Annotated in this window: 17 protein-coding genes; 5 read left to right on the top strand and 12 right to left on the bottom strand. The window is 42.1% G+C overall.

Annotated features, from left to right (window positions below; all coding sequences use genetic code 11):
- Positions 1-718 precede the first annotated feature (718 nt).
- Both H6550_14895 and H6550_14900 read left to right on the top strand, forming a co-directional pair.
- Positions 719-1,378, top strand: a complete 660-nt coding sequence (locus H6550_14895) for a hypothetical protein (GenBank protein ID MCB9047418.1) — start codon at positions 719-721, stop codon at positions 1,376-1,378.
- A gap of 5 nt (positions 1,379-1,383) precedes the next feature.
- Positions 1,384-1,731, top strand: a complete 348-nt coding sequence (locus tag H6550_14900; protein ID MCB9047419.1) for a YrdB family protein — start codon at positions 1,384-1,386, stop codon at positions 1,729-1,731.
- Between the two features lie 357 nt (positions 1,732-2,088).
- Here H6550_14900 and H6550_14905 read toward each other — a convergent pair whose 3' ends face one another.
- The 3 genes from H6550_14905 to H6550_14915 all read right to left on the bottom strand — a co-directional run bounded on the left by H6550_14905 (position 2,089) and on the right by H6550_14915 (position 7,130).
- Positions 2,089-4,443 (bottom strand): T9SS type A sorting domain-containing protein, encoded by a 2,355-nt coding sequence (locus H6550_14905; protein MCB9047420.1) that lies wholly within the window; start codon positions 4,441-4,443, stop codon positions 2,089-2,091.
- A 245-nt stretch (positions 4,444-4,688) separates the two neighbouring features.
- The gene (locus H6550_14910; GenBank protein ID MCB9047421.1) at positions 4,689-5,258 is read right to left on the bottom strand and encodes an RICIN domain-containing protein; all 570 of its coding nucleotides are present in this window, start codon (positions 5,256-5,258) and stop codon (positions 4,689-4,691) included.
- A gap of 84 nt (positions 5,259-5,342) precedes the next feature.
- Complete coding sequence (locus H6550_14915) at positions 5,343-7,130, bottom strand: T9SS type A sorting domain-containing protein (GenBank protein MCB9047422.1); 1,788 nt, start codon at positions 7,128-7,130, stop codon at positions 5,343-5,345.
- Positions 7,131-7,471: 341 nt separating this feature from the next.
- On the opposite strand from H6550_14915, the gene H6550_14920 reads away from it, so the two are divergent.
- From H6550_14920 to H6550_14930, 3 genes are all read left to right on the top strand, one after another.
- Entirely contained in the window at positions 7,472-8,176 is a 705-nt protein-coding gene (locus tag H6550_14920) for a response regulator transcription factor (GenBank protein ID MCB9047423.1), read from the top strand.
- Positions 8,169-9,944 (top strand): sensor histidine kinase, encoded by a 1,776-nt coding sequence (locus tag H6550_14925; GenBank protein ID MCB9047424.1) that lies wholly within the window; start codon positions 8,169-8,171, stop codon positions 9,942-9,944. The genes H6550_14920 and H6550_14925 overlap by 8 nt, the downstream gene beginning before the upstream one ends.
- Before the next feature lie 443 nt (positions 9,945-10,387).
- On the top strand, positions 10,388-10,873 hold the full coding sequence (locus tag H6550_14930) for a hypothetical protein (protein MCB9047425.1): 486 nt from the start codon (positions 10,388-10,390) through the stop codon (positions 10,871-10,873).
- Positions 10,874-11,184: 311 nt separating this feature from the next.
- On the opposite strand, the gene H6550_14935 is transcribed toward H6550_14930, so the two are convergent.
- The 9 genes from H6550_14935 to H6550_14975 form a co-directional block, all read right to left on the bottom strand.
- A complete protein-coding gene (locus H6550_14935; GenBank protein ID MCB9047426.1) occupies positions 11,185-11,892 on the bottom strand; it encodes a sulfite exporter TauE/SafE family protein in 708 nt (235 codons plus the stop codon).
- Positions 11,893-11,901: 9 nt separating this feature from the next.
- A complete protein-coding gene (locus H6550_14940) occupies positions 11,902-12,351 on the bottom strand; it encodes a FixH family protein (GenBank protein MCB9047427.1) in 450 nt (149 codons plus the stop codon).
- Between the two features lie 12 nt (positions 12,352-12,363).
- Complete coding sequence (gene ccoG / locus H6550_14945) at positions 12,364-13,767, bottom strand: cytochrome c oxidase accessory protein CcoG (protein ID MCB9047428.1); 1,404 nt, start codon at positions 13,765-13,767, stop codon at positions 12,364-12,366.
- Positions 13,768-13,778: 11 nt separating this feature from the next.
- Entirely contained in the window at positions 13,779-14,945 is a 1,167-nt protein-coding gene (locus H6550_14950; GenBank protein ID MCB9047429.1) for a c-type cytochrome, read from the bottom strand.
- Positions 14,946-14,962: 17 nt separating this feature from the next.
- Positions 14,963-15,133 (bottom strand): cbb3-type cytochrome c oxidase subunit 3, encoded by a 171-nt coding sequence (locus tag H6550_14955; protein MCB9047430.1) that lies wholly within the window; start codon positions 15,131-15,133, stop codon positions 14,963-14,965.
- A gap of 28 nt (positions 15,134-15,161) precedes the next feature.
- Positions 15,162-17,327, bottom strand: coding sequence for a cytochrome-c oxidase, cbb3-type subunit I (ccoN, locus tag H6550_14960; protein MCB9047431.1), 2,166 nt, complete (start codon positions 17,325-17,327; stop codon positions 15,162-15,164).
- An 11-nt stretch (positions 17,328-17,338) separates the two neighbouring features.
- Entirely contained in the window at positions 17,339-17,506 is a 168-nt protein-coding gene (gene ccoS / locus H6550_14965) for a cbb3-type cytochrome oxidase assembly protein CcoS (protein ID MCB9047432.1), read from the bottom strand.
- A gap of 99 nt (positions 17,507-17,605) precedes the next feature.
- Positions 17,606-20,056 carry a heavy metal translocating P-type ATPase metal-binding domain-containing protein gene (locus H6550_14970; protein MCB9047433.1) on the bottom strand — a complete coding sequence of 817 codons (2,451 nt, stop codon included), beginning with the start codon at positions 20,054-20,056 and terminating at the stop codon, positions 17,606-17,608.
- A complete protein-coding gene (locus H6550_14975) occupies positions 20,049-20,594 on the bottom strand; it encodes a hypothetical protein (GenBank protein MCB9047434.1) in 546 nt (181 codons plus the stop codon). The genes H6550_14970 and H6550_14975 overlap by 8 nt, the downstream gene beginning before the upstream one ends.
- Between the last annotated feature and the right edge of the window lie 127 nt (positions 20,595-20,721).

Consider the following 20,721-nt stretch of genomic DNA (forward strand, 5'->3'; position numbering starts at 1 on the left):
ATGCCAATAAATTTAGTGTTTTTTAGAGACTATTTACAGTATTTATTAGAACTATTTTCATTGCCGACTCAGTTGTTTCGATATCCTATAGAGATAAAAACGTAAAGCCGTTACAGTAACGGCTTTCATATTTTTGTGAACTGGAAAGTACTTGAACCGTGTTCTTAAACTATTAACACTTTCACCCAAAAACACTGTCTGACAAAAGTGAGGTCAACAGACCTCACTTTTATTTATCATATTATTATTCTTTAGTGATAATCAATAACTTAATTCAATGTCAATAATTCGAGATATAGTTACAAATCATAAAGTTATTTTGACATATAAAATATTATATATTCTACTCCTTGCTTTTTGAACTTCGCATATATTTCTCGCACTATAAGTCGCACTAAAGGTCATAAAAAGGCTTACCTACACTAAAAATTGTGTGTTTCTTTCCTGCATTACTTTTCGTTGAGTCATATGCCCTGAAATGCTTTATTGGCAATGTATACAGCTTCCAAAAATTGGCTCAAATGGCCTTTAAATAAGCTTTCGAATGCCAGCTCATAATCAGGGGGTCCTAGGTTCAAGTCCTAGTGGGACCACAGAAAAAAGGCTTCGAGTTTCGAAGCCTTTTTTTGATACTTCCTCTCATTTTGTTTCGCCTTGATCTTTTCATAGCTTCGTAATTACACTTCAGTATTGTTCACTTTCTAAAACTGATGTTGTTATGTTCATAGGTCACTTTGGCATTGGACTCGCCGCAAAAAAAATCGCACCTAAAGTCTCTTTAGGAACTTTATTCGTAGCCGCACAATTTCTGGATCTGCTTTGGCCAGTATTGGTACTATTGGGGTACGAGCACTTTTCTATTGAGCCGGGTATTACTAAAATGAATCCGTTACACTTTACGGATTATCCGATATCCCATAGCCTGTTAATGGCATGTGTATGGGCATTAGCTGTAGGCATTGTGCACTTTATTATCAAACGTAATAAAGGAGCTGCATTAGTGCTTGCCTTATGCGTTATTTCTCATTGGATACTCGATTTGATAGTGCACATACCAGACCTGCCATTATACCCCGGCGGCCCCCTTGTAGGCATGGGGCTCTGGAATATACCTGCTGCAACAATTATTGTCGAACTTTTGATCTTTTTCGCAGGCATAGCATCGTACTTACAAATCACTACTGCTAAAAACAAATCGGGCAAATATGGTTTCTGGGGATTGGTGCTATTTTTACTACTGATACAGTCGGGCAACATCTTTGGTCCGCCGCCCGCTAATGCTAATTCCGTGGCATGGGGTGCAATGTCGCAGTGGATACTTGTACTCTGGGCATATTGGGTAGACTACAATCGCATTGCTAAGAATGAAACAAGCTGAGCGACATGTCAATACTCAAATGGATAAATGTGGTATTGCGAGGTTTGATGGAAGCAGGCATAATTATCGCAATAGCATACTGGGGCTATCAACTTAGCTCAGGTACACTAATCCGTACTATTTTGTGTATTGCATTACCAATACTTGTATTTGGCTTCTGGGGATGGTTCGATTTTCGTCAATTCGGTAAATATGCTGAAACACTAAGGCTGTTGCAAGAAATGGCCATTAGTCTCGGCGCTGCGTATGTATTGTATTTTTACGGCAAAATACTCCCGGGAATAATATTGGCTAGCATCTCAGTAGTACACCACATAATAATCTATTTGCTAGGCGACAAGTTATTAAAGTAAGTATTTGTTCAAAGTAAAAATACCATTATTTGCGTTGGTGACAACCACACAAACCATACACACCAAAATTAAATTTCACGAAACATCTTATCACGATAGTGCACCATTGCACGCACACCTTTATATGTCCAAATTTGCTAAATATAAACAATTATTGCATCTTCATAGAGTAAAGAGATAACAGTATGAACGTAAGTTTCACTGACAAACATGAACAATATATCGCAGCGCAGCTTGATGTTCTGAATGGATCTGTATAGGTTCTGAATGGCAGGTTTGTGCCTGTGGACACAGATGTGCATCGCAAATAAAGGCACTCTTGCGAGTGCCTTTAAGGAGTAGCAGAACGAGAAAAATTTACTGCTTGATGAATTGTTGTGTTCTCAATTGTCCTTCGTCCTTCAACACCAGGTAGTAATTACCTGCATTGAAAGCAGATACATTAATAGATGCCACGCCATTCATCATTGTGTAGCTGCCTATGTAACTACCTGCTACATTGTAGATCAACACCTCAACCGTTTTGGTTTTACCTGTATACATCACATTCAGGATACCTGTAGTCGGGTTAGGGTACAGGCTTATTGATGTTGAGATACGCTCTGTCAGCTCACTAACGGAAAGATTGTTAGGTCTTGTGTTGACATCAAATATGGCAAACGGACTAAAAGTAGTCACGTTGTTGCGAGTGAGGCATTTCTTACCACCGGATGTAGTTACCGCTTGTGGAGGTTGGGAATCCCATGTTTTTGTGTTACCATCATAATGGCTAATATAGCCCTTGGTATCATCAAAGCTATTTACTTCCATAGCAGGGTCATAACACACCTCTATATTGGCATCGCCGGTACCATTACCTGTACTAATATGTATCGTACCCGTTACAGCAGGGCGGGTGAGTGATATGTCCACATTATTGCCATCTTTTATACCATCTTCCTGGTAAATCTCATAGTTACTGCCCGTATTACTGCTCAGCTCCAATACTTTCTCTTTCTTTGTAGCAGGGTCGATCATTGTCACCTTGGTCTTTTCTCCATTTTTATGGATAATAGACAAACGTGAATCTTCGTAGAGAGATACCCCATACAGCGGGTCTGTTTCTATCAAACCTGTACTGTACCATTGGGTATAACTGTTTTGAGTAATATCTTTTCCCATGCCGACCGCGGTATTACTCACCCTAAACGTATCAAAAGCTACACTACCGTAAAGTAAAAGACCATTGCCTTTCCCGTTGGCATGATATTCTAATGAACTGGGCCAGGTAGTTGGTATTATATTCTTATTCAATATCAGATCTAAAGGTTTTGTCCTGTTATATGCAAAAACGCGATAACCGTTGGCATTGTTAAACGTTAACCCTTTGTCGCTTGCGGTAGTGTTTGTATACTGAAATATACTATTGTCGTTTATTACAGCATCTGCCTGGTCAAGCACCAGCGTACCACTAATATCTACTACCGTATTAGATTCCATGATAAGGGCGCCTGAACTGTATGTAACAGTATGCCCTGTATTAATAACTACTGTATCATCTATTACATTGGTGGGAGGCACCATACCACCTAGCCATGTACTGCTTGCTGTATAGTTACCGCTTTGCGCGCTCACAAATTTTTCTCCTCTATAGCGCATTACGGTGGCTTTATCGCTATTGCTGACATCCCGATACGCCACCACAGGATTGCCGGTACCATCCAGTGCCAATGAGGTATAAAAAGTAGCACCCGCCGAAATGCCCGCTGTACCTACGGTTACCCAACTGCTACCGTTGTACCGCATTACGGCGGCTTTGTTGCTATTGCTGCCATCCTGAAAAGCCACCACGGGGTTACCGGTACCATCCAGTGCCAATGAGGTATAAAAAGCAGCACCAGCCGAAAATCCGGCTGTACCTACGGTTACCCAACTGCTACCGTTGTAGCGCATTACGGTGACTTTATCGCTATTGCTAACATCGCTATAAGCCACCACGGGGTTGCCGGTAACATCCAGTGCCAATGAGACATAATCAACAAGACCAGCCGAAAAGCCGGCTGTACCTACCGTTACCCAGCTGGTACCGTCGTATTTCATCACTGTAGCTTTCTGGCTGTTACCCCAATCTTGATACGCCACAAAGGGGTTGCCTGTACCATCCAGTGCCAATGAGACATGCCAAGCGGAACCCACCGAAAAGACCGCTGTACCTACAGTTACCCAGCTGCTACCGTTGTACCGCATTACGGTAGCTTTATTGTTATTGCTACCATCGCTATAAGCCACCACGGGGTTGCCGGTACCATCCAGTGCCAATGAGACATAACCAGCAGGACCCGCCGAAAATCCGGCTGTACCTACGGTTACCCAACTGCTACCGTTGTACCGCATTACGGTAGCTTTTTGGCTATTGCTACCATCCCGATACGCCACCACGGGGTTGCCGGTACCATCCAGTGCCAATGAAACATAACTGGCAAAACCCGCCGAAAAGCCGGCTGTACCTACTGTTACCCAACTGCTACCGTTGTACCGCATTACTGTGGCTTTATAGCTATTGCTACCATCGCTAAAAGCCACCACGGGGTTGCCGGTACCATCCAGTGCCGATGAGTTATAAGTTGTAGCACCAACCGAAAAGCCGGCACTGCCTATTGTGTTCCACTTGGCGGCTTGTGCTGCTATGCTGGTGAGTACTGCTACCAATAAAAGGAGTAGATTCTTTTTCATAAAGATTGTTGTATTATATTCTACAATAGTTACAGCATAAATTAAATGTATCTAACTCATTTATGTTTATATAAAAGCAAGAATGTTCTGAATGAACACTTATATGTTCTGAACGGAAAGCTTGTTGCAGGGATGCATCGCAAAAACAAAGGGCACCCATTCGGGTGCCTTTGTGTAGATAACAGCGCAATAATACCTGTCTTTTACCGATCAACTATGTCTGGTATTGCCTTTTGTCGGTCTTATTATTTTTCTAATAATGTCCAGGCCTGAGCATCTTCATTATTAGGTAAAATCAGCATTACACCTGTATTAGATCCATCAAGGCAAACACCTTTAGCTCTTGGGTGAGCAGAAGCGATGCGATAAGAACTACTGTCGGCGTTTTTAGTAACTTTCCAAAGTTGGTTAGGCTCTCCTTGTCCTTTTGCATTTCTATTATCTGACCATAGCTGGACAACTGCCGGACTTTTGCCCAGGTCTATATAGCTTGCGTCTAAGTATACAACATTACCGGCCCTCGAGTCTGTTTTTTTGATGTAGTAAACATCTGCACCTTTATTTGCAAACACAAACTGCCATTTTTGGTGTTTTACTGCATCTCCATGTATATTATTATTCTGGATTACATATAGGGTAGTTCCGTTTTTACCTAAATTTTTAGAATCTGCGTCAAGTACTCTGCCCTTGTTTTCATCCGGAAATTTATACTTGTTGTTTTTAAGAACAAATTCTCTCCCGTTAAGCTCCTGGGCCATCATAGCACTAGTACTCAATAAGATACTTGCAAGCAAAATCAAACTTTTAACTTTCATTGTTATTAACTTTTTTCATAGTAGTGCCTACTCTTTACAGGATTTTCAGCTACCTCCTGTTATTATATATTGAAATGAAATGTTTTATTGTACCACCAGTCTGGCCGTGTGTTTTTGCCCGTTTGCCAGTATCTGTACCATGTACACTCCTGCCGGAAATTCACCAACAGATACGATTGTACTGCTGTCGTCTGGCATTAGATTCTCTGTATGTACTACCTGGCCTGTAAGGCTGATGATGTTTACTTGTGTAGCTTTTTTGAAGCTGATAGTGACATTGTCCTGCGCAGGGTTGGGCACTATGCTTATGTTGTTGGTGTTTTCTATGCCATTAATAGTAGCCGCCCATGCATTAGCTACGTTAGACGTAATGCTGCTATATCCCAAGCCTGACAGGCATGCAGGTGCTGTCATATCTATGCGGTAAGTTACATTACCGGTAGCAGGTACATTCATATCAGTATAGCTTGTAGTAGCTACAGTTGCCAGGCTGGTATAAACACCACCATCTACGCTGCGCATCACCATATACGATGGCGATGCTATACCCGTGTATGCATTCCACGACAGGTATGCCTCATTACCCTTACGCTGATCGAAAGACAACCTTACCGTTTCATGAACAGTACAGGAGTCTAAAGATGTTTCTGTACCACAGCTATCCATTACTGTTACTTTGTATTTATAACTCTGTGTATTAGGCGTAGCAGTAGCATCCGTATACATAGCTGCTGCCGATGCAGATACTGTGCCTACAGGCTGATAGTTACCCCCATTTTCGCGATATACACGATATGAGTCAGCATGTTGTATACCTGCAGTGTTCCATGCTATTACATTATTACCTGTGGTAGCATCGGTTAATACACCGCAAAGTTGTGCAGGAGTGGTGTTCAGGCAGTCATATTTCATCACAGTGGCTTTATTATTATTGGCTCCGTCAGCATATGCTACATAGGGTATGTCGTTTTTGTCTAAAGCCAAGCTGGTATAAGCAGCTATGCCTGCAGAAAATCCTGCAGTACCTACAGTTACCCAGGTAGTGCCGTCATATTTCATTAATGTAGCTTTACTGCTATTGCCGCCATCCTGATACGCCACGTAGGGTGTACCGCCGGCATCTATAGCAATGCTCGTATTATCTATACCTCCGGCAGAAAAACCGGCAGAACCTACCGTTACCCAGCTTGTACCAGTATATTTCATTGCAGTAGCTTTATTATTATTATTCCCATCAGAAAACACAACATAGGCTGCGCCGCTGCCATCTATTGCCAGCCTTATATTATGTGCAGCACCCGAAGAAAAACCGGCACTGCCCACTGCTGTCCAGTTGGTGCCATTGTACTTCATCACTGTAGCTTTATTACTATTAGCAAAATCTACAAATGCTACATAGGGGGTGCCATTACCATCAATGGCCAGGCTTATATCATCAATGCTACTTGCAGAAAAGCCTGCACTACCTACTGCTACCCAATTGGCACCATTATATTTCATTACTGTAGCCTTATCACTATTACTACCATCCTCATATGCAACGTATGGAGTACCATTGGCGTCTATGGCCATGTTTACGTGTTGTGCAGTTCCTGCAGAAAATCCTGCACTACCTACTATTACCCAGCCCGTACCATTGTATTTCATCACCGTAGCAAATTTAAAATTATCCCAATCCTCGAATGCCACATATGGTGTGCCGTTACCATCAATGGCAAGACTTGTATAACCAACTTCGTCAACGGTAAACCCGGCATTGCCTACTGCTATCCAATTAGTTCCATCATATTTCTGCACGGTAGCTTTATAACTGTTGCCCCCATCTGAATAAGCCAAATAGGGTGTACCATTCACGTCAAATACTAAGTTCAAGTAATGAATATTTGGTTGAGAGACCCCCGCACTACCTACTGTGCGCCATTTTTGCTGGGCATATGTAGTAAATGAGTTAGCCGCCATTAGGCTAATCGAAAGCAATAAATAAGTGTAAAGTTTTTTCATCATTTATTTTTAGTTACCGAAAGTGGCTATTAAATCAGTATCATGTTTTCTATAATGTAAATAAATGGAGTTAGATTTATTTATTATGAATCAAACAGCAAAAATGTTCTGAACGGATAGCTATATGTTCTGAATGGACAAGGAGTGAGCGCTAAATGTGGACAATAAGAATATTTTTATTTATAGTTTAGCATCCGTAAAAATCCCGGCTGTTGAACAAAGCAAGAATACTTATTGTAGAAGATGAACTGATCATTGCCATGACCTTTGCAAAATACCTGAACAGTAAAGGCTATGCTACAGAAATAGCTATCAATTATGATAAGGCTGTCGAGCAATTGCAGACATGTAACTTTGATATTGTTCTACTGGATATAAAACTAAGAGGGGTCAAGTCAGGCATTGATGTGGCAGTTTATATCAATGAGCATCATCAACTACCATTTGTATTCGTCACCTCTCATATGGATAGCGAGACCATACAGGGGGCCAAGCACACAAGGCCACGCGGTTATATCACCAAGCCAATAAATAAAGACACCTTATTCACTACATTGGAAATGATTGACCTGAACATATCCTCTAACAACGAGTACCTGGTACATAAAGAGGGGAAAGATGTTTACAGGATAAAGCAGGATGATATCCTGTACATTCAGACCAATCACGTGTATGTGTTGATTCAGGTAGCAGACAAAGAACGGCCATATCAGTTAAGGAATTCTTTACAAAACATGCTGAGCTTGCTCAACGAAAAACAATTCATACAGGTACACCGTTCTTACGCCATCAACATTAATAAAATAACAGCATATAACAGTAATGAACTTTCCATCAATGACGTTATCATACCTATCAGCAAATCTAAAAAAGATGAGGTAGTTGGCATACTATCTCAAAAACTGAACATTGAATAATATAGCCGTGAGGGGAAAAAACACGCTAGGTATCATATTAGTAGCATTGCTGCTCAAAACTACAAGCTTATACGCCCAGAAGTACAATGTAGATATGCTGCGTAAAAAAACCATCAGGTTTAATTTTGACACTGCCATCATTTATGCAGATTCATTTCTGCAACAAGCAGAACAACTTAATGGTAAAGAAGACATTGAATATTACAGTGCCTTATTTGAAAAAGCGATAGTCTACGAAAAGTTTGACAAGTTCAATAAAGCAATTTTATTGCTGATAGAGTTATCTAAAAGAAGTAAAGAGCTTCCTCCTTCACTACAGGCGATGATTCCTATAGAAACCTCATTGATATATGAAAAACTGGGCCTCTACGATAGCTGCATGATGGAGCTTGACCGTGCCAGGAATATCATAGCAAAATACAACCTCGATTCTATCAAAACATTCTACCACCTTAGAAGAGGCTCGGCTATCAGAGTTTTTGACAGGGCATACATAGCAAGGCCGAGGGTAGAAGGTGAAGCCAGGTATCATATAGATAGTGCGATATACTATGGCAACAAATATAAAAATCCATACTGGCTGAGCCATATCTACTTTGTTGATGGTGTATTGTTGGCTAGAGAAGAAGATGCACTGCCTGACAGAATAAAAAACTCATTGTACAGATCAATACACTATGCATTGATAGTTGATGATAAAAGCATCTATATGTCTGCAAGTTCGTCTCTTATAAAACTTCATTCAAGACTGGGCCGGACGGACAGTGCGCTATACATAGCCGAAAAATGTTTAGATATTGTAAGGCAACATAACGCAACTAATAAGCATGGCAGCTATATCACATCTTCTATAAGCGAATTATACGAAAATATAGGAATGCTGGACTCTGCATTAGCGTATCAAAAGCTAGCAACCCTGTATGGTATTGAGGCCGCGCTTGTACAATCTTCATTTGAAATAACTGAACTAAAAGCAGAGCACGAGAACGTCAGTCGCAAACTACTACTGGAAAGCCAACAAATAGAGCTGAAAGCAAAAAAAAGACAAGTTCAGCTTTGGATCGCTCTATCAGTCATCCTTGTAATTTTCACCATATCGCTATATGACAATAACAGGCGTACAAGACGATTGCTTAAAAAGAACCAGAAGCAAAAAGAAGAAATAGAGGCTATTAATGCAGACCTGAACGATTCATTACAAAAGCAAAATATATTGCAAAAAGAACTGCACCACAGGGTAAAGAATAACCTGCAGATAATTATCGGTTTGCTGGAATTACAGGAAGAGAAAAGCGAAGTAGTAAAGTCAATAGGGCAACAGATACATAGCATTGCCGCCGGGCACGAATTGCTCTACCAGGATGATATAAAAGGCGAATTATCCCTCAATGAGTACCTGAATGAACTACTGAGCCATTTTCCTGAAGAGAGCCAATTGGGGGCTACCATCAAAATTGACTGTAAAGAAGATATTGAAACAGGACTGGAAACACTGATACCAATCGGGCTTATTATAAATGAGCTGATAACCAACTCAATAAAATATGCCATACAGCCGGGCAAACATCTCAACATTGATATAGATGCAAAACTAAACGCAGCAAAAGACAAAATAATGATCAACTATAGGGACAATGGCCCTGGGTTCAGCAATGCAGAAGAAGGCTTTGGCTCTTTTGTTATCAATACTATGGTGATGCAATTGGAAGGCGAAATGAACGTCAACTCTGATGGTGGTGTTCATTATGCTATTGAGCTAAGTTTGTAAATAAATGCTATGATGCAAACCTGTTAACGTTATTTATTTTTTTTAAAGCACAGGAACATAACAACGACTTCCCATGTGGTCGGTCTTGTGACCGAACCACCACACCACGCTGCACATATTTTGCAATAAAAAAGTGCTAAAATATAAATTTCATAAATACGCTATATTTATGTATATTACACCTGTTAAAGTAACAAATATTACTTTATAACGACCAGCTCTTTAACATCACCGGAAACACAGTTATATATAACGCTCAACCATCATGCATAATTCACTAATAAATGCCCGAAACATAAGTATTGAATATCAACAGGTTACAAAACGAATTTTTCGCACCACCTCATTTTTCGATACCAAACGATACAGAATGACACAAAAAGGAACAACTGTTATATCGCATACCGTTTTTAGTCGATATATAACTACATTACAATAGTATTATGACAGCCCGCCAACTAACCATACGCATCCGTACCATGATCGTGGTATTTGTTATTACGCTCATGCTCAGCGGTATTACAGCATTCCCTGTGTATACCGAGCTGAAATGGCTTATAGAGCAACAGGTATTCCCGCCCCATTCGCTCATAGGCGCATGGCTGCTTAAAGTATGGCACGGTGTAGATTATATGAACACTGCCTACCCTTTCCTGTTCTATGGTTACGACTGGCTGGCATTTGCACACATAGTCATAGGCCTGGCATTCATAGGCCCATACAAAGACCCTGTGCGCAACAAATGGGTGATAGACTGGGCAATACTCGCCTGTATCTGTGTGCTACCATTGGCGGTAATAGCAGGCCCAGTACGCGATATACCCTGGTATCATATCCTTATCGATTGCTCTTTCGGTATCATTGGCATTATCCCGCTCCTCATCACCCGCAGGTGGATCAGGCAACTGGAGTCAGGAGTCGATAAATAGATTTCACAATTACATCTTTTTTATGTATATTACACCTTATAAACTATTAAAAATTCACTTATTACGACCAGTTCTTTGACATTACCGGGAAACAAGAAGTACAGCTATTGATCATCAATCAGTTGCAGGACTGATGCTCAGACGCACAGTGAATTACTTAACAAAACTTAACAACCGAACCTGGTGAACGCGTCAGGACAAATAAAAAAGCTGAGTGTAGAAACACTCAGCCCCTATAAACCTTATCACCATGAAAACTTTATAAAACTACGTCGACAATATTTTTATCACAATGACTATCATCATCTTTTCTAATTTTTATGACAACACTGCGCTTTTACTTCATTTTGTTGCATCTGCACCTTCGGGCTCAGGTAAGGTATACCCAGGTTCATGCCGCGTAGCACAAACAGGCTGCCAAAAAACAACATCACTACCGGCACAAACTTCCTGAAATGACCGGCGTGCATTAAACGTGCCCTGTCTTTTACAATGGTTAGCGCTATAAGCATCGGCGCCGTACCAAACCCAAAGGCATACATAAGCACAGCCGCATTAAGTGCAGTAGGTGCCACTACCGACGCTGACAACGCCATATACACCAGTCCGCAGGGCAACAAACCATTGAGCATACCTGTAAAGAACAAGCTCGTCATACCCGGGTGGCGCATAAAACCCGCCAGGCCTCTTTGCACAAACCCCGTCCACGGCAACCTGATAGTAAGCTTACCGGGGAAGAATGAGATGATACCTGCTATCAGTAGTGTTCCACCCAGCACAATAGATACATATTGCTGCACCTGCGGGTTAAAGATCGATTTGAACGAGAATAACAGAACACCCAAAGCGGCATATACTGTAATACGCCCAATGTGATACAATGTAATGCCCAGCCATTTCTTAAACCCGCTCAGTTGCTGAAAAGGCATGACCCATATGATAGGCCCGCACATACCTGCACAATGCAGGCTGCCCGTAAGCCCCATAAGAAATGTCATTGTAATGCCTAACGTATTCATTGTGTCCTTTTAAAACAGGTTGATATCTGACTCCTGGTAGTATTTTTTACCATCTGCATCCCAGTTCAGTTTTATCTTATACTGTGTATTCTGTAATACTGACCTTTCAACATTTACAACGGCTTGTGCATTTTCTATAGGCACGTTCTTATCCCATGCAGAGTTTTTAGCTGAATAAAATTGTATGGTGCCGTTGATAGTTTTATTATTAAACTCACCAGGGAATTCAAATGTTACAGATGTTTCGTCAGCATGTATGCTTACCGGCGCACTAAGTAAAGCCTGGTTCTTACCTGCATCCAGCACATCCTGGTAGGCTAACTCCTGCTGGTAATAATCATCAGCTACAAGATCTATCTCCTGTCGCATACTTCCTGTAACAAGTATGGCTATCAACACCACAAAGCCACCATACAATACAGCTATCCTGCCTCCCCATCCTAATTTCATTGTACTCATACTGATCTATTTTTAGTTTCCGGTAAATGGCCCCAGGAATGATGTACTGACCACGTGTATCTTTTCACCATTCTCATAAACACCAATTTTGAGTTTTGTTTTTCTATCGGTAATATTCTTTTTATCAATGTAGATGAACATGGTACCCGCTACATCACTTTCTTTTGGCACTACCAGTTTTGTTTCACCAACCAACTCTATCCTGCCTTCAAAATTTTCGGGCTTTAACTCTATCGTTTTCTCAGAGTAGGTCTTGTTCAGGAACTTATAGTTGTACAGGTTGCTGAATTGGTTGTTGGGTTGCTCCTGGTACAACTGCCCCTGTGCACGCAGTATAGATATACCTACATCGGTTCTGCTCATCAACAGGAATGCCTCTACACCCAGCAGTACCACCATAACTATGGTATATGCTTTCATCCTCCATGTAAAAGTAGTAGGCTTCTTATCGGCAATGTTAGCTTCAGATGCATAACGTATCAAACCGGTTGGCAGATTCACGGCTTCCATCATCCTGTCACAGGCGTCAATACATGCCGTACAGTTGATACACTCCAGTTGGGTACCATTACGAATATCTATACCCGTGGGGCATACATTCACACACTGGTGACAATCTATACAATCACCGATGGTACGCTCTTCATTCTTTTTGAACTTACCTCTTTGCTCACCACGCACATGATCATATGTAACAATTATAGAGTTACGGTCGAGCAACACACCCTGCATACGGCCATACGGACAAACAACTGTACATACCTGCTCTCTGAACCATGAGTACACAAGGAAGAATACAGTTGTAAAAATGAGCAATGCGATAAACCCACCCATATTCTGGCTTACAGGCTCTGATATGATAGTACGCAACTCATCAATGCCAATAATATAAGCCAGGAACGTATTAGCGATAATGAAACTTATAGCCCAGAATACGGTCCACTTCATTACCTTCTTAAATATCTTATCGCTGTTCCATGGTTTGCGTGCCAGTACTTTTTGCGCCGGACCATCTCCTTCTATCCAATACTCTACCTTACGAAAAACCATCTCCATAAAAATGGTCTGGGGACATATCCAGCCACAAAACACACGGCCGAAAACAACGGTGAACAAAGCAATGAATACGATAAATATGATCATACCCAAGCCGAATATGAAGAAATCCTGAGGCCAGAATATCTGTCCGAATAAGATAAACTTCCGTTGCAGTACGTTTATCAGGAATAGCGGATGCCCATTGTACTTAAAGAACGGCAGCGAAAAGAACACAACCAGGTACACCACACTCAACCAGGTACGGGCGTTCGTAAACTTACCCTTTGGCATATGAGGAAAAACCCAAAGCCTCTTACCTGACTTATCTACCGTCGCTACTTTATCCCTGAAGGATGAGCCCTTTACACTGTCGTTCATGTCTGCTTGTTTCATTCTGCTGCTACTTCCTTATCTGCTGGTTTATCGGCCTGTGTACTATCTGTATTATTGTTATCTTCTGCTTCTATATACAATTCTCCCTGTTTAGGTTTGGGCGCCGCTGGTGTAGTGCCTTGTAATGACCACACAAAGCTTGCCAGTTCGGCAATTTGCCTAGGTGAAAAGTCATCCTTCCAGCTCTTCATACCTTTATCTTTCCATCCGTATTTGATAGATTTGAAGATATTCTGAACTCCACCACCATGCAGCCAGTACTGGTCAGTCAGGTTGGGGCCCACCGCATTACCACCACCATCTGCGGCGTGACAGGCTATACAGTTTTTAGAAAACAGGTTCTGACCTTCAGCTATACCAGCCGCGTCAAGCATTACTACGCTGTTCTCATCTACATTGTTTGCAGATTTGGCCAGGTAAGCAGCCACTTGCTCCTCACCTCTTTTCACTTCTGCCTGGTATTCCTCTACCTGGCTTGGACCGTTGCCACCTGCATGATAATACCAAAGGTATATCACACCGATAACTATTGTAAGATAAAAGCCATACTTCCACCAGGGTGGCAAACTGTTGTCCAGTTCTTCAATACCGTCATAGTTATGATCCAGCAGAATGTCTTGTTCTTTCTCAATTTCAACAGCATTATTAAACTTATCCCAGAAAGACACTTTATGAGCCGCCTTAGGAACATACACCTCATCGATTGATTTCTGTGTAATGGCCTTTATCAGAATGTTGGTGATGAGAATCAACGTCATGATAATGAGCAATTCCAGTATTACTGTTGATATGAGCACATAGAACTCTACCACAGGCAGTCCCCCTATTGATGTTACTTTCGGCGCCGCAGCCTCTACTGCATCCTGCGCCATAGCACTGAATGACAAGGTACTTGCTGCCAGTAACAAGAGCAACGTTTTTACTGCGCCCGAATTATTGCTTCTTTCTTTACGCATCTTGTTGCGATAGGCATATCCTAATTGCACAATGGTACTACCCATCATGCCTATTACAAACAGCAGAACGATAATAAGTGTCAGCAAGCCTATCAATACAGGATTGAATGTACTGCCACCAGCAGCAGCATCTGCTCCAAACACCATAGTGGGTGACAGCGCAACGACTGCTGATAAAAGAGTGTGTTTATTGAAATATTTACGCATGACTTGTTTGTTTATCATTAGTTGATGTCGTTATCTAATGGCAGGTTTTTCACCTCGTTAATATATTTTTTATTTGCCCTGAAAGCCCATACAGTAAGCCCGGCAAAAAAGGTGAAGAATATGATCAGCGATATCATCGGATATACATCGACACCTGCTATTGTTTCTAAATAATGCCTGAATTTCATTGTATAATGTTTTTACTGTTTGGTCTTATTAATTACCTGCTGTTTTTTGCTCGAGTTTGATGTCAGTACCAATCCTCTGCAGGTAAGCGATCAAGGCTATGATCTCTTTATCACTCTTTACTTCAATCTTATCCTTCGCGAGGCTTGCCGCAATCGCATCTGCCTGTTTCATCAAGTCGGCATTAGCAATCTTGTCATAACCTTCTTCGTAAGGCACGCCAAGTGTTTGCATAGCACGTATCTTGGCAGGTGTTATCGCCGTATCTATCGTGTTTTTGAACAACCAGGGATAGTTTGGCATGATAGAACCCGGAGACATACTGGTTGGCTCATACATGTGATTGAAGTGCCAGCTGTCAGGATATTTACCACCTACACGTGCCAGGTCAGGACCAGTACGTTTACTACCCCACTGGAACGGGTGATCGTAAATGAACTCACCTGCTTTAGAGTATTCTCCATACCTAGCTACTTCACTACGGAACGGACGAACCATCTGGCTGTGACAGGTATAACAACCTTCGCGCACATATATATCACGTCCTTGTAATTCAAGCGGGGTATATGGTTTCACACTGCTTATAGTAGGCACATTTGATTTGATCATGAATGTCGGAACGATCTCTATCAAACCACCGATGGCAACTACTACCAGACTCAATACCAACATCTGTACAGGACGACGCTCTATCCACCTGTGCCAGTGTTCAGAACCGTGGTGTGCGTATGTTTTTGGCAACGGAGCAGCTTCTGCAGCTTCATCATTCAGTGCTACACCTTTACGGATGGTTTTAACCAGGTTAACGGTCATCAAAATAGCGCCCAACAGGTACAGCGTACCACCAATACCGCGCATTGCAAAGAACGGCTTCATCTGCTCAACAGTTTCCATGAACTGGTATTTCAACTGGCCAGTAGGAGTAAACTCTTTCCATGCAAGACTCTGCATAAAACCAGCCCAGTACATAGGCACTGCATAGAATACTATACCCAATGTACCTATCCAGAAGTGCCAATTGGCCCATTTTTGCGAGTATAATTCGGTACGGAAGATCTTTGGTATCAACCAGTATAATACACCAAACGTTAAGAAACCGTTCCAACCAAGCGCACCTACGTGTACGTGGGCAATTGTCCAGTCAGTAAAGTGGCTGATGGCGTTTACATTTTTGAGACTCAACATTGGGCCTTCAAATGTGGCCATACCGTATGCCGTAACAGCTACCACCAGGAACTTCAATACCACATCTTCACGCACCTTATCCCATGCACCACGCAGTGTCAGCAAACCGTTAAGCATACCACCCCATGACGGAGCGATCAACATCACTGAGAAAACTGTACCTAATGATTGTGCCCAGTCTGGCAATGCTGTATATAATAAGTGGTGAGGCCCAGCCCATATGTATATAAATATCAGTGCCCAGAAGTGGATAATTGAAAGACGATACGAGTACACCGGGCGATTGGCCGCCTTAGGCAGGAAGTAATACATCAGGCCCAGGTACGGAGTTGTAAGGAAGAACGCCACCGCGTTGTGACCATACCACCATTGCACCAAAGCATCCTGCACACCGGCATACCATGAGTATGATTTCAACCAAGAGAAAGGTATCTCCCATGAGTTAACGATATGCAGCATAGCTACCGTAACGAAAGTTGCTATATAGAACCATATTGCCACATACAGGTGTCGCTCTCTACGTTTTATTATGGTACCGAACATGTTGATACCGAACACCACCCATACCAGTGTTATCATAATATCCAGCGGCCATTCCAGCTCTGCATATTCTTTACCGGTAGTGTAACCCGCCAGCAAAGTGACAGCTGCCAGCACAATAATAAGCTGCCAGCCCCAGAAATGCAGTTTACTGAGAAAATCGTTGAACATACGGGCCTTTACCAGTCTCTGCAACGAGTAGTAAACCCCCATAAAGATACCGTTACCCACAAATGCGAATATTACAGCATTGGTGTGCACCGGGCGTACTCGGCCGAAAGTAGTTTCTGCCACGCCTAAGTTCAAAACAGGGAAAACCAGCTGAAAAGCTGCCAGCAGACCTACCGTCATACCTACTAATCCCCAAAAAATTGTAGCATATGCAAACCACTTTACGATCTTATTGTCGTAATAGAATTTGTCCAGCGCTACGTCATGACCGTGCAATGATTGTTGCGAAGCGTTACTCATGTATTCTGTCTTTAAGATTTGTTAGTTTTGGATTGTGTCGTGTCATTATCGTACAACATTCTCATAGCCGAACCTTGTTGGTCCTCGAACTGGTTGGAGCGTACACTCCATATAAAAGCAGCCAGGAAAAATATGGCTACCCCTATACTTGCCAGAACCAGTAAATACAAAGCACTCATTTGATGTAGTTTATTGATTTAATACTCAAAATTATCACCGCACTTATGGCCTTGCTATGACCTTACTCACTGCAAAACATGATTAATGTCATGTTTTTGTCAGCCTTTTTGTTGCAAACCATACCTGTATGCCATCACACTGCTGAGACCTGTTGTCAACAACACTATTGTAAGCGTACTGGCCGGCATCAAAACCGCTGCTATCATAGGGTTCATCAACCCTTTCATAGATATAGCAAGACCTATTACATTATAAATAATCGAGATAACAAATGTCAGGTTAATAATAAACCTGCCCGACCTTGCCAGCTTCATCAAGCCGGGCAATGAGTCGAATTTCTTTGCGTTAAGAATGGCATCGCAGGAAGGTGTGAAATTATTCACATCGGATGCCAGAGTAATACCTACATTACTTTGCTGTAATGCCCCGGCGTCATTCAGTCCATCACCAACCATCAGCACCTTCTTCCCTTCAGATTGCAGTCCGCTGATGTAATTGAGTTTATCTACCGGTTTTTGTTCAAATAACAAGTTGTTGCTCTGCCCGAAAAGAGCTGAGAATGAATCTTTCTGCCTGTTGTTATCCCCGGACAGCAGGGACAACGAGTAGTTATCCTTCAGCTTTGAAATAACCAAGGGGATATGTGGCCTGAGTTTAGGCTCTATCGCAAGCGCAGCATACTTCCCGTTAATGCGTATGTAACAGGCAGCCTTTTCGTTTTGCAGCTCGGCAGGACACATTGTAAACACAGCAGAACCGATCAAGACATCATACTTGTTGCTATGAGCCTCTACCCCTCTGCCTACGTGTTCTTTCCAATCTTGCAGCGGCAATGTCTGCCTTGTACCTATATGCGCAACAATAGCCCTGCTGTAAGGGTGACTGCTGGACACTGCCGTGGCATAAACCGCATCTTTTTCTTCTTCGGTCAATTCATCACCTGTCAGTATATATTCATGTCCACCATCGGTAAGAGTACCTGTTTTGTCAAATACAATATGGTCTATATACCCCAACTGCTCTATAACAAATGCATCTCGCAGAAAAAGCCCATTGTTACTCAACAACCTGAGCAGATTGCCATTCGTAAATGTTACCGCCAGCAGTAATGCACAGGGACAAGCTATTATAAGCATAGCTGTAACAGCGGGGATGAGCTTTGAAGCATCTGCTATGGCCCAATATGCTGCTGTAATTCCTGTCAGCACCAACAGAATAATGGTAAAGTACTTGCTGAGCAGGTGTATCACACTGTTGGTACGGTTTTGAGCGACCTTATCTTTTTTAAAGGCATTATGATTCCATAGGGAAGTAAGGTAGCTACCCGCTACAGGTTTGGTGATCTGTATGGTCAGTTGCTCACCTGTCTGCCTGCCGCCCGCATATACTGTTTTTCCCGCCTCAACTGTTATCGGCTCGCTTTCGCCCGTTACAAAACTGTAGTCTATCTGTCCGCGGCCCTTTACGACTATAGCATCTGCCGGTATTATCTCATCGTTATGCAGCTGAACGACATCCTTTACTTTCAGGTCCTGCAGGTGCTTGCTGACAACACCTGAAGGCGTTACCACATTTACAGCTATCGGGAAGTATGACTTATAATCTCTGTGGAAAGAAATAGACTGGTATGTTCTATCCTGAACGATACGCCCTACCAACATAAAGAACACGACACCTGTCATACTATCCAGGTACCCGGCCCCTGTTTGCGTGCCTATTTCGTACACACTGCGGGCAAATGTAATGATGAGTGCCAGTGCGATAGGCGCGTCAATATTCAGCATTTTCTGCCTGAGGCCCGCCCATGCGTTGGTAAAAAATTCGGAAGCACTGTAAAAGAAAACAGGCATAGCCAGTACCAGGTTAAGTACCCTAAACAGACTGGCGTATTGCTGTTCTATATCGCTACCCACTGACAGGTATTCGGGAAAACTCATCAGCATGATATTGCCAAAGCAAAATCCTGCAACACCAAGTTTATATATCCTCTTTTTATCAAAGCTGCTTTTACCCTCCTTGCTTGTTTCTTCCAGGCTTATCAACGGCTCATAACCTAGTGTCGTCAGCAGCTCCACTACTTTCCTGAGACTGATCTCTTCTTTCCTGAAGGTGATGGTAATTTCTTTTTTAGTAAAGTTCACCCTGCTGTCTGTAATAGCGGGGTTCAGTTTATGCATATGCTCCAGCAGCCACATACAGGAGCTGCAGTGCACACCCGGCAGGTAGAAGTTTACGATAGTATTGTTACCATCTGTAAACTGGTAAAGTTTTTGCGCTATCGACTCATCATCCAGGTAGGCATACTTATCGTTACGTATGGGTTTTATCTGCGAGAGCCCGGGATGATTCTGCAACTCATAATAGTTGCACAGGCCATTTTCATTAATGATCTTGTATACCAGCTTACATCCTTCGCAACAAAATAGCTTATCATCAATAGCTATCTTATCTGTAGCACATTCAGTACCACAGTGATAACATATCTTTTCAGAGGGTTGCACCTCCTTCTTGATGATAAGCGTATTCTTTTGTTGAAGTGTATCAGGCATTAATAGCTTTTTGTGCTTCGAATACTTTAGGAACAAGATACAATTCTTCTATATAAAATACCTCATTAAGCATGTTATCAATTTCTTTCATCTCATTCCGTAGTATCTTGTAAGCTTTAGGGTATTCAATATCCCTGTGTAGTGGCATAGCCTCCATATCCAATTGTGTAAGCAATCTCTTAATACTATCGTGCGATGCCCTCAGGTTCATCAGCCTTTCAGCATGTCCAACATGACACCTACCACTACAATTAAGGCAATTGTGACCCTCTTTCTTTTTAGCATCCAGTTCCAACAAATACGGCATCAGGTTTTTTTGTCTGTCTCCTACCAGGTGTTCCACTTGTTCTACCAGCTTCACCGCCATGCCTGTATACAGTACCGTTGATGGATGTGCGGTATCCTCCTCAAGCTCGTTGGCCAGTGCTGCGACATTTGTACATACGATAGCCAACATCTCATAATAATCTTTACCCAGTCTTTCGGCCAGTTCGTCAAGGTTGCAGTTTCTATACCTGGAAAACAAAATGTTAGTCATAGTGCCTGTTACTTTATGAATGATATACGAAAGTACCGGCAGATGTAAGCCTAAAAAATGACTGTTCAGGTAACAAAAGATGACTTTCGTCACCTTTTTCTAATGATGCCATAACAAAATAGCGGTA

Source organism: Chitinophagales bacterium (assembly GCA_020636495.1).
Lineage (GTDB): Bacteria > Bacteroidota > Bacteroidia > Chitinophagales > Chitinophagaceae > UBA5543.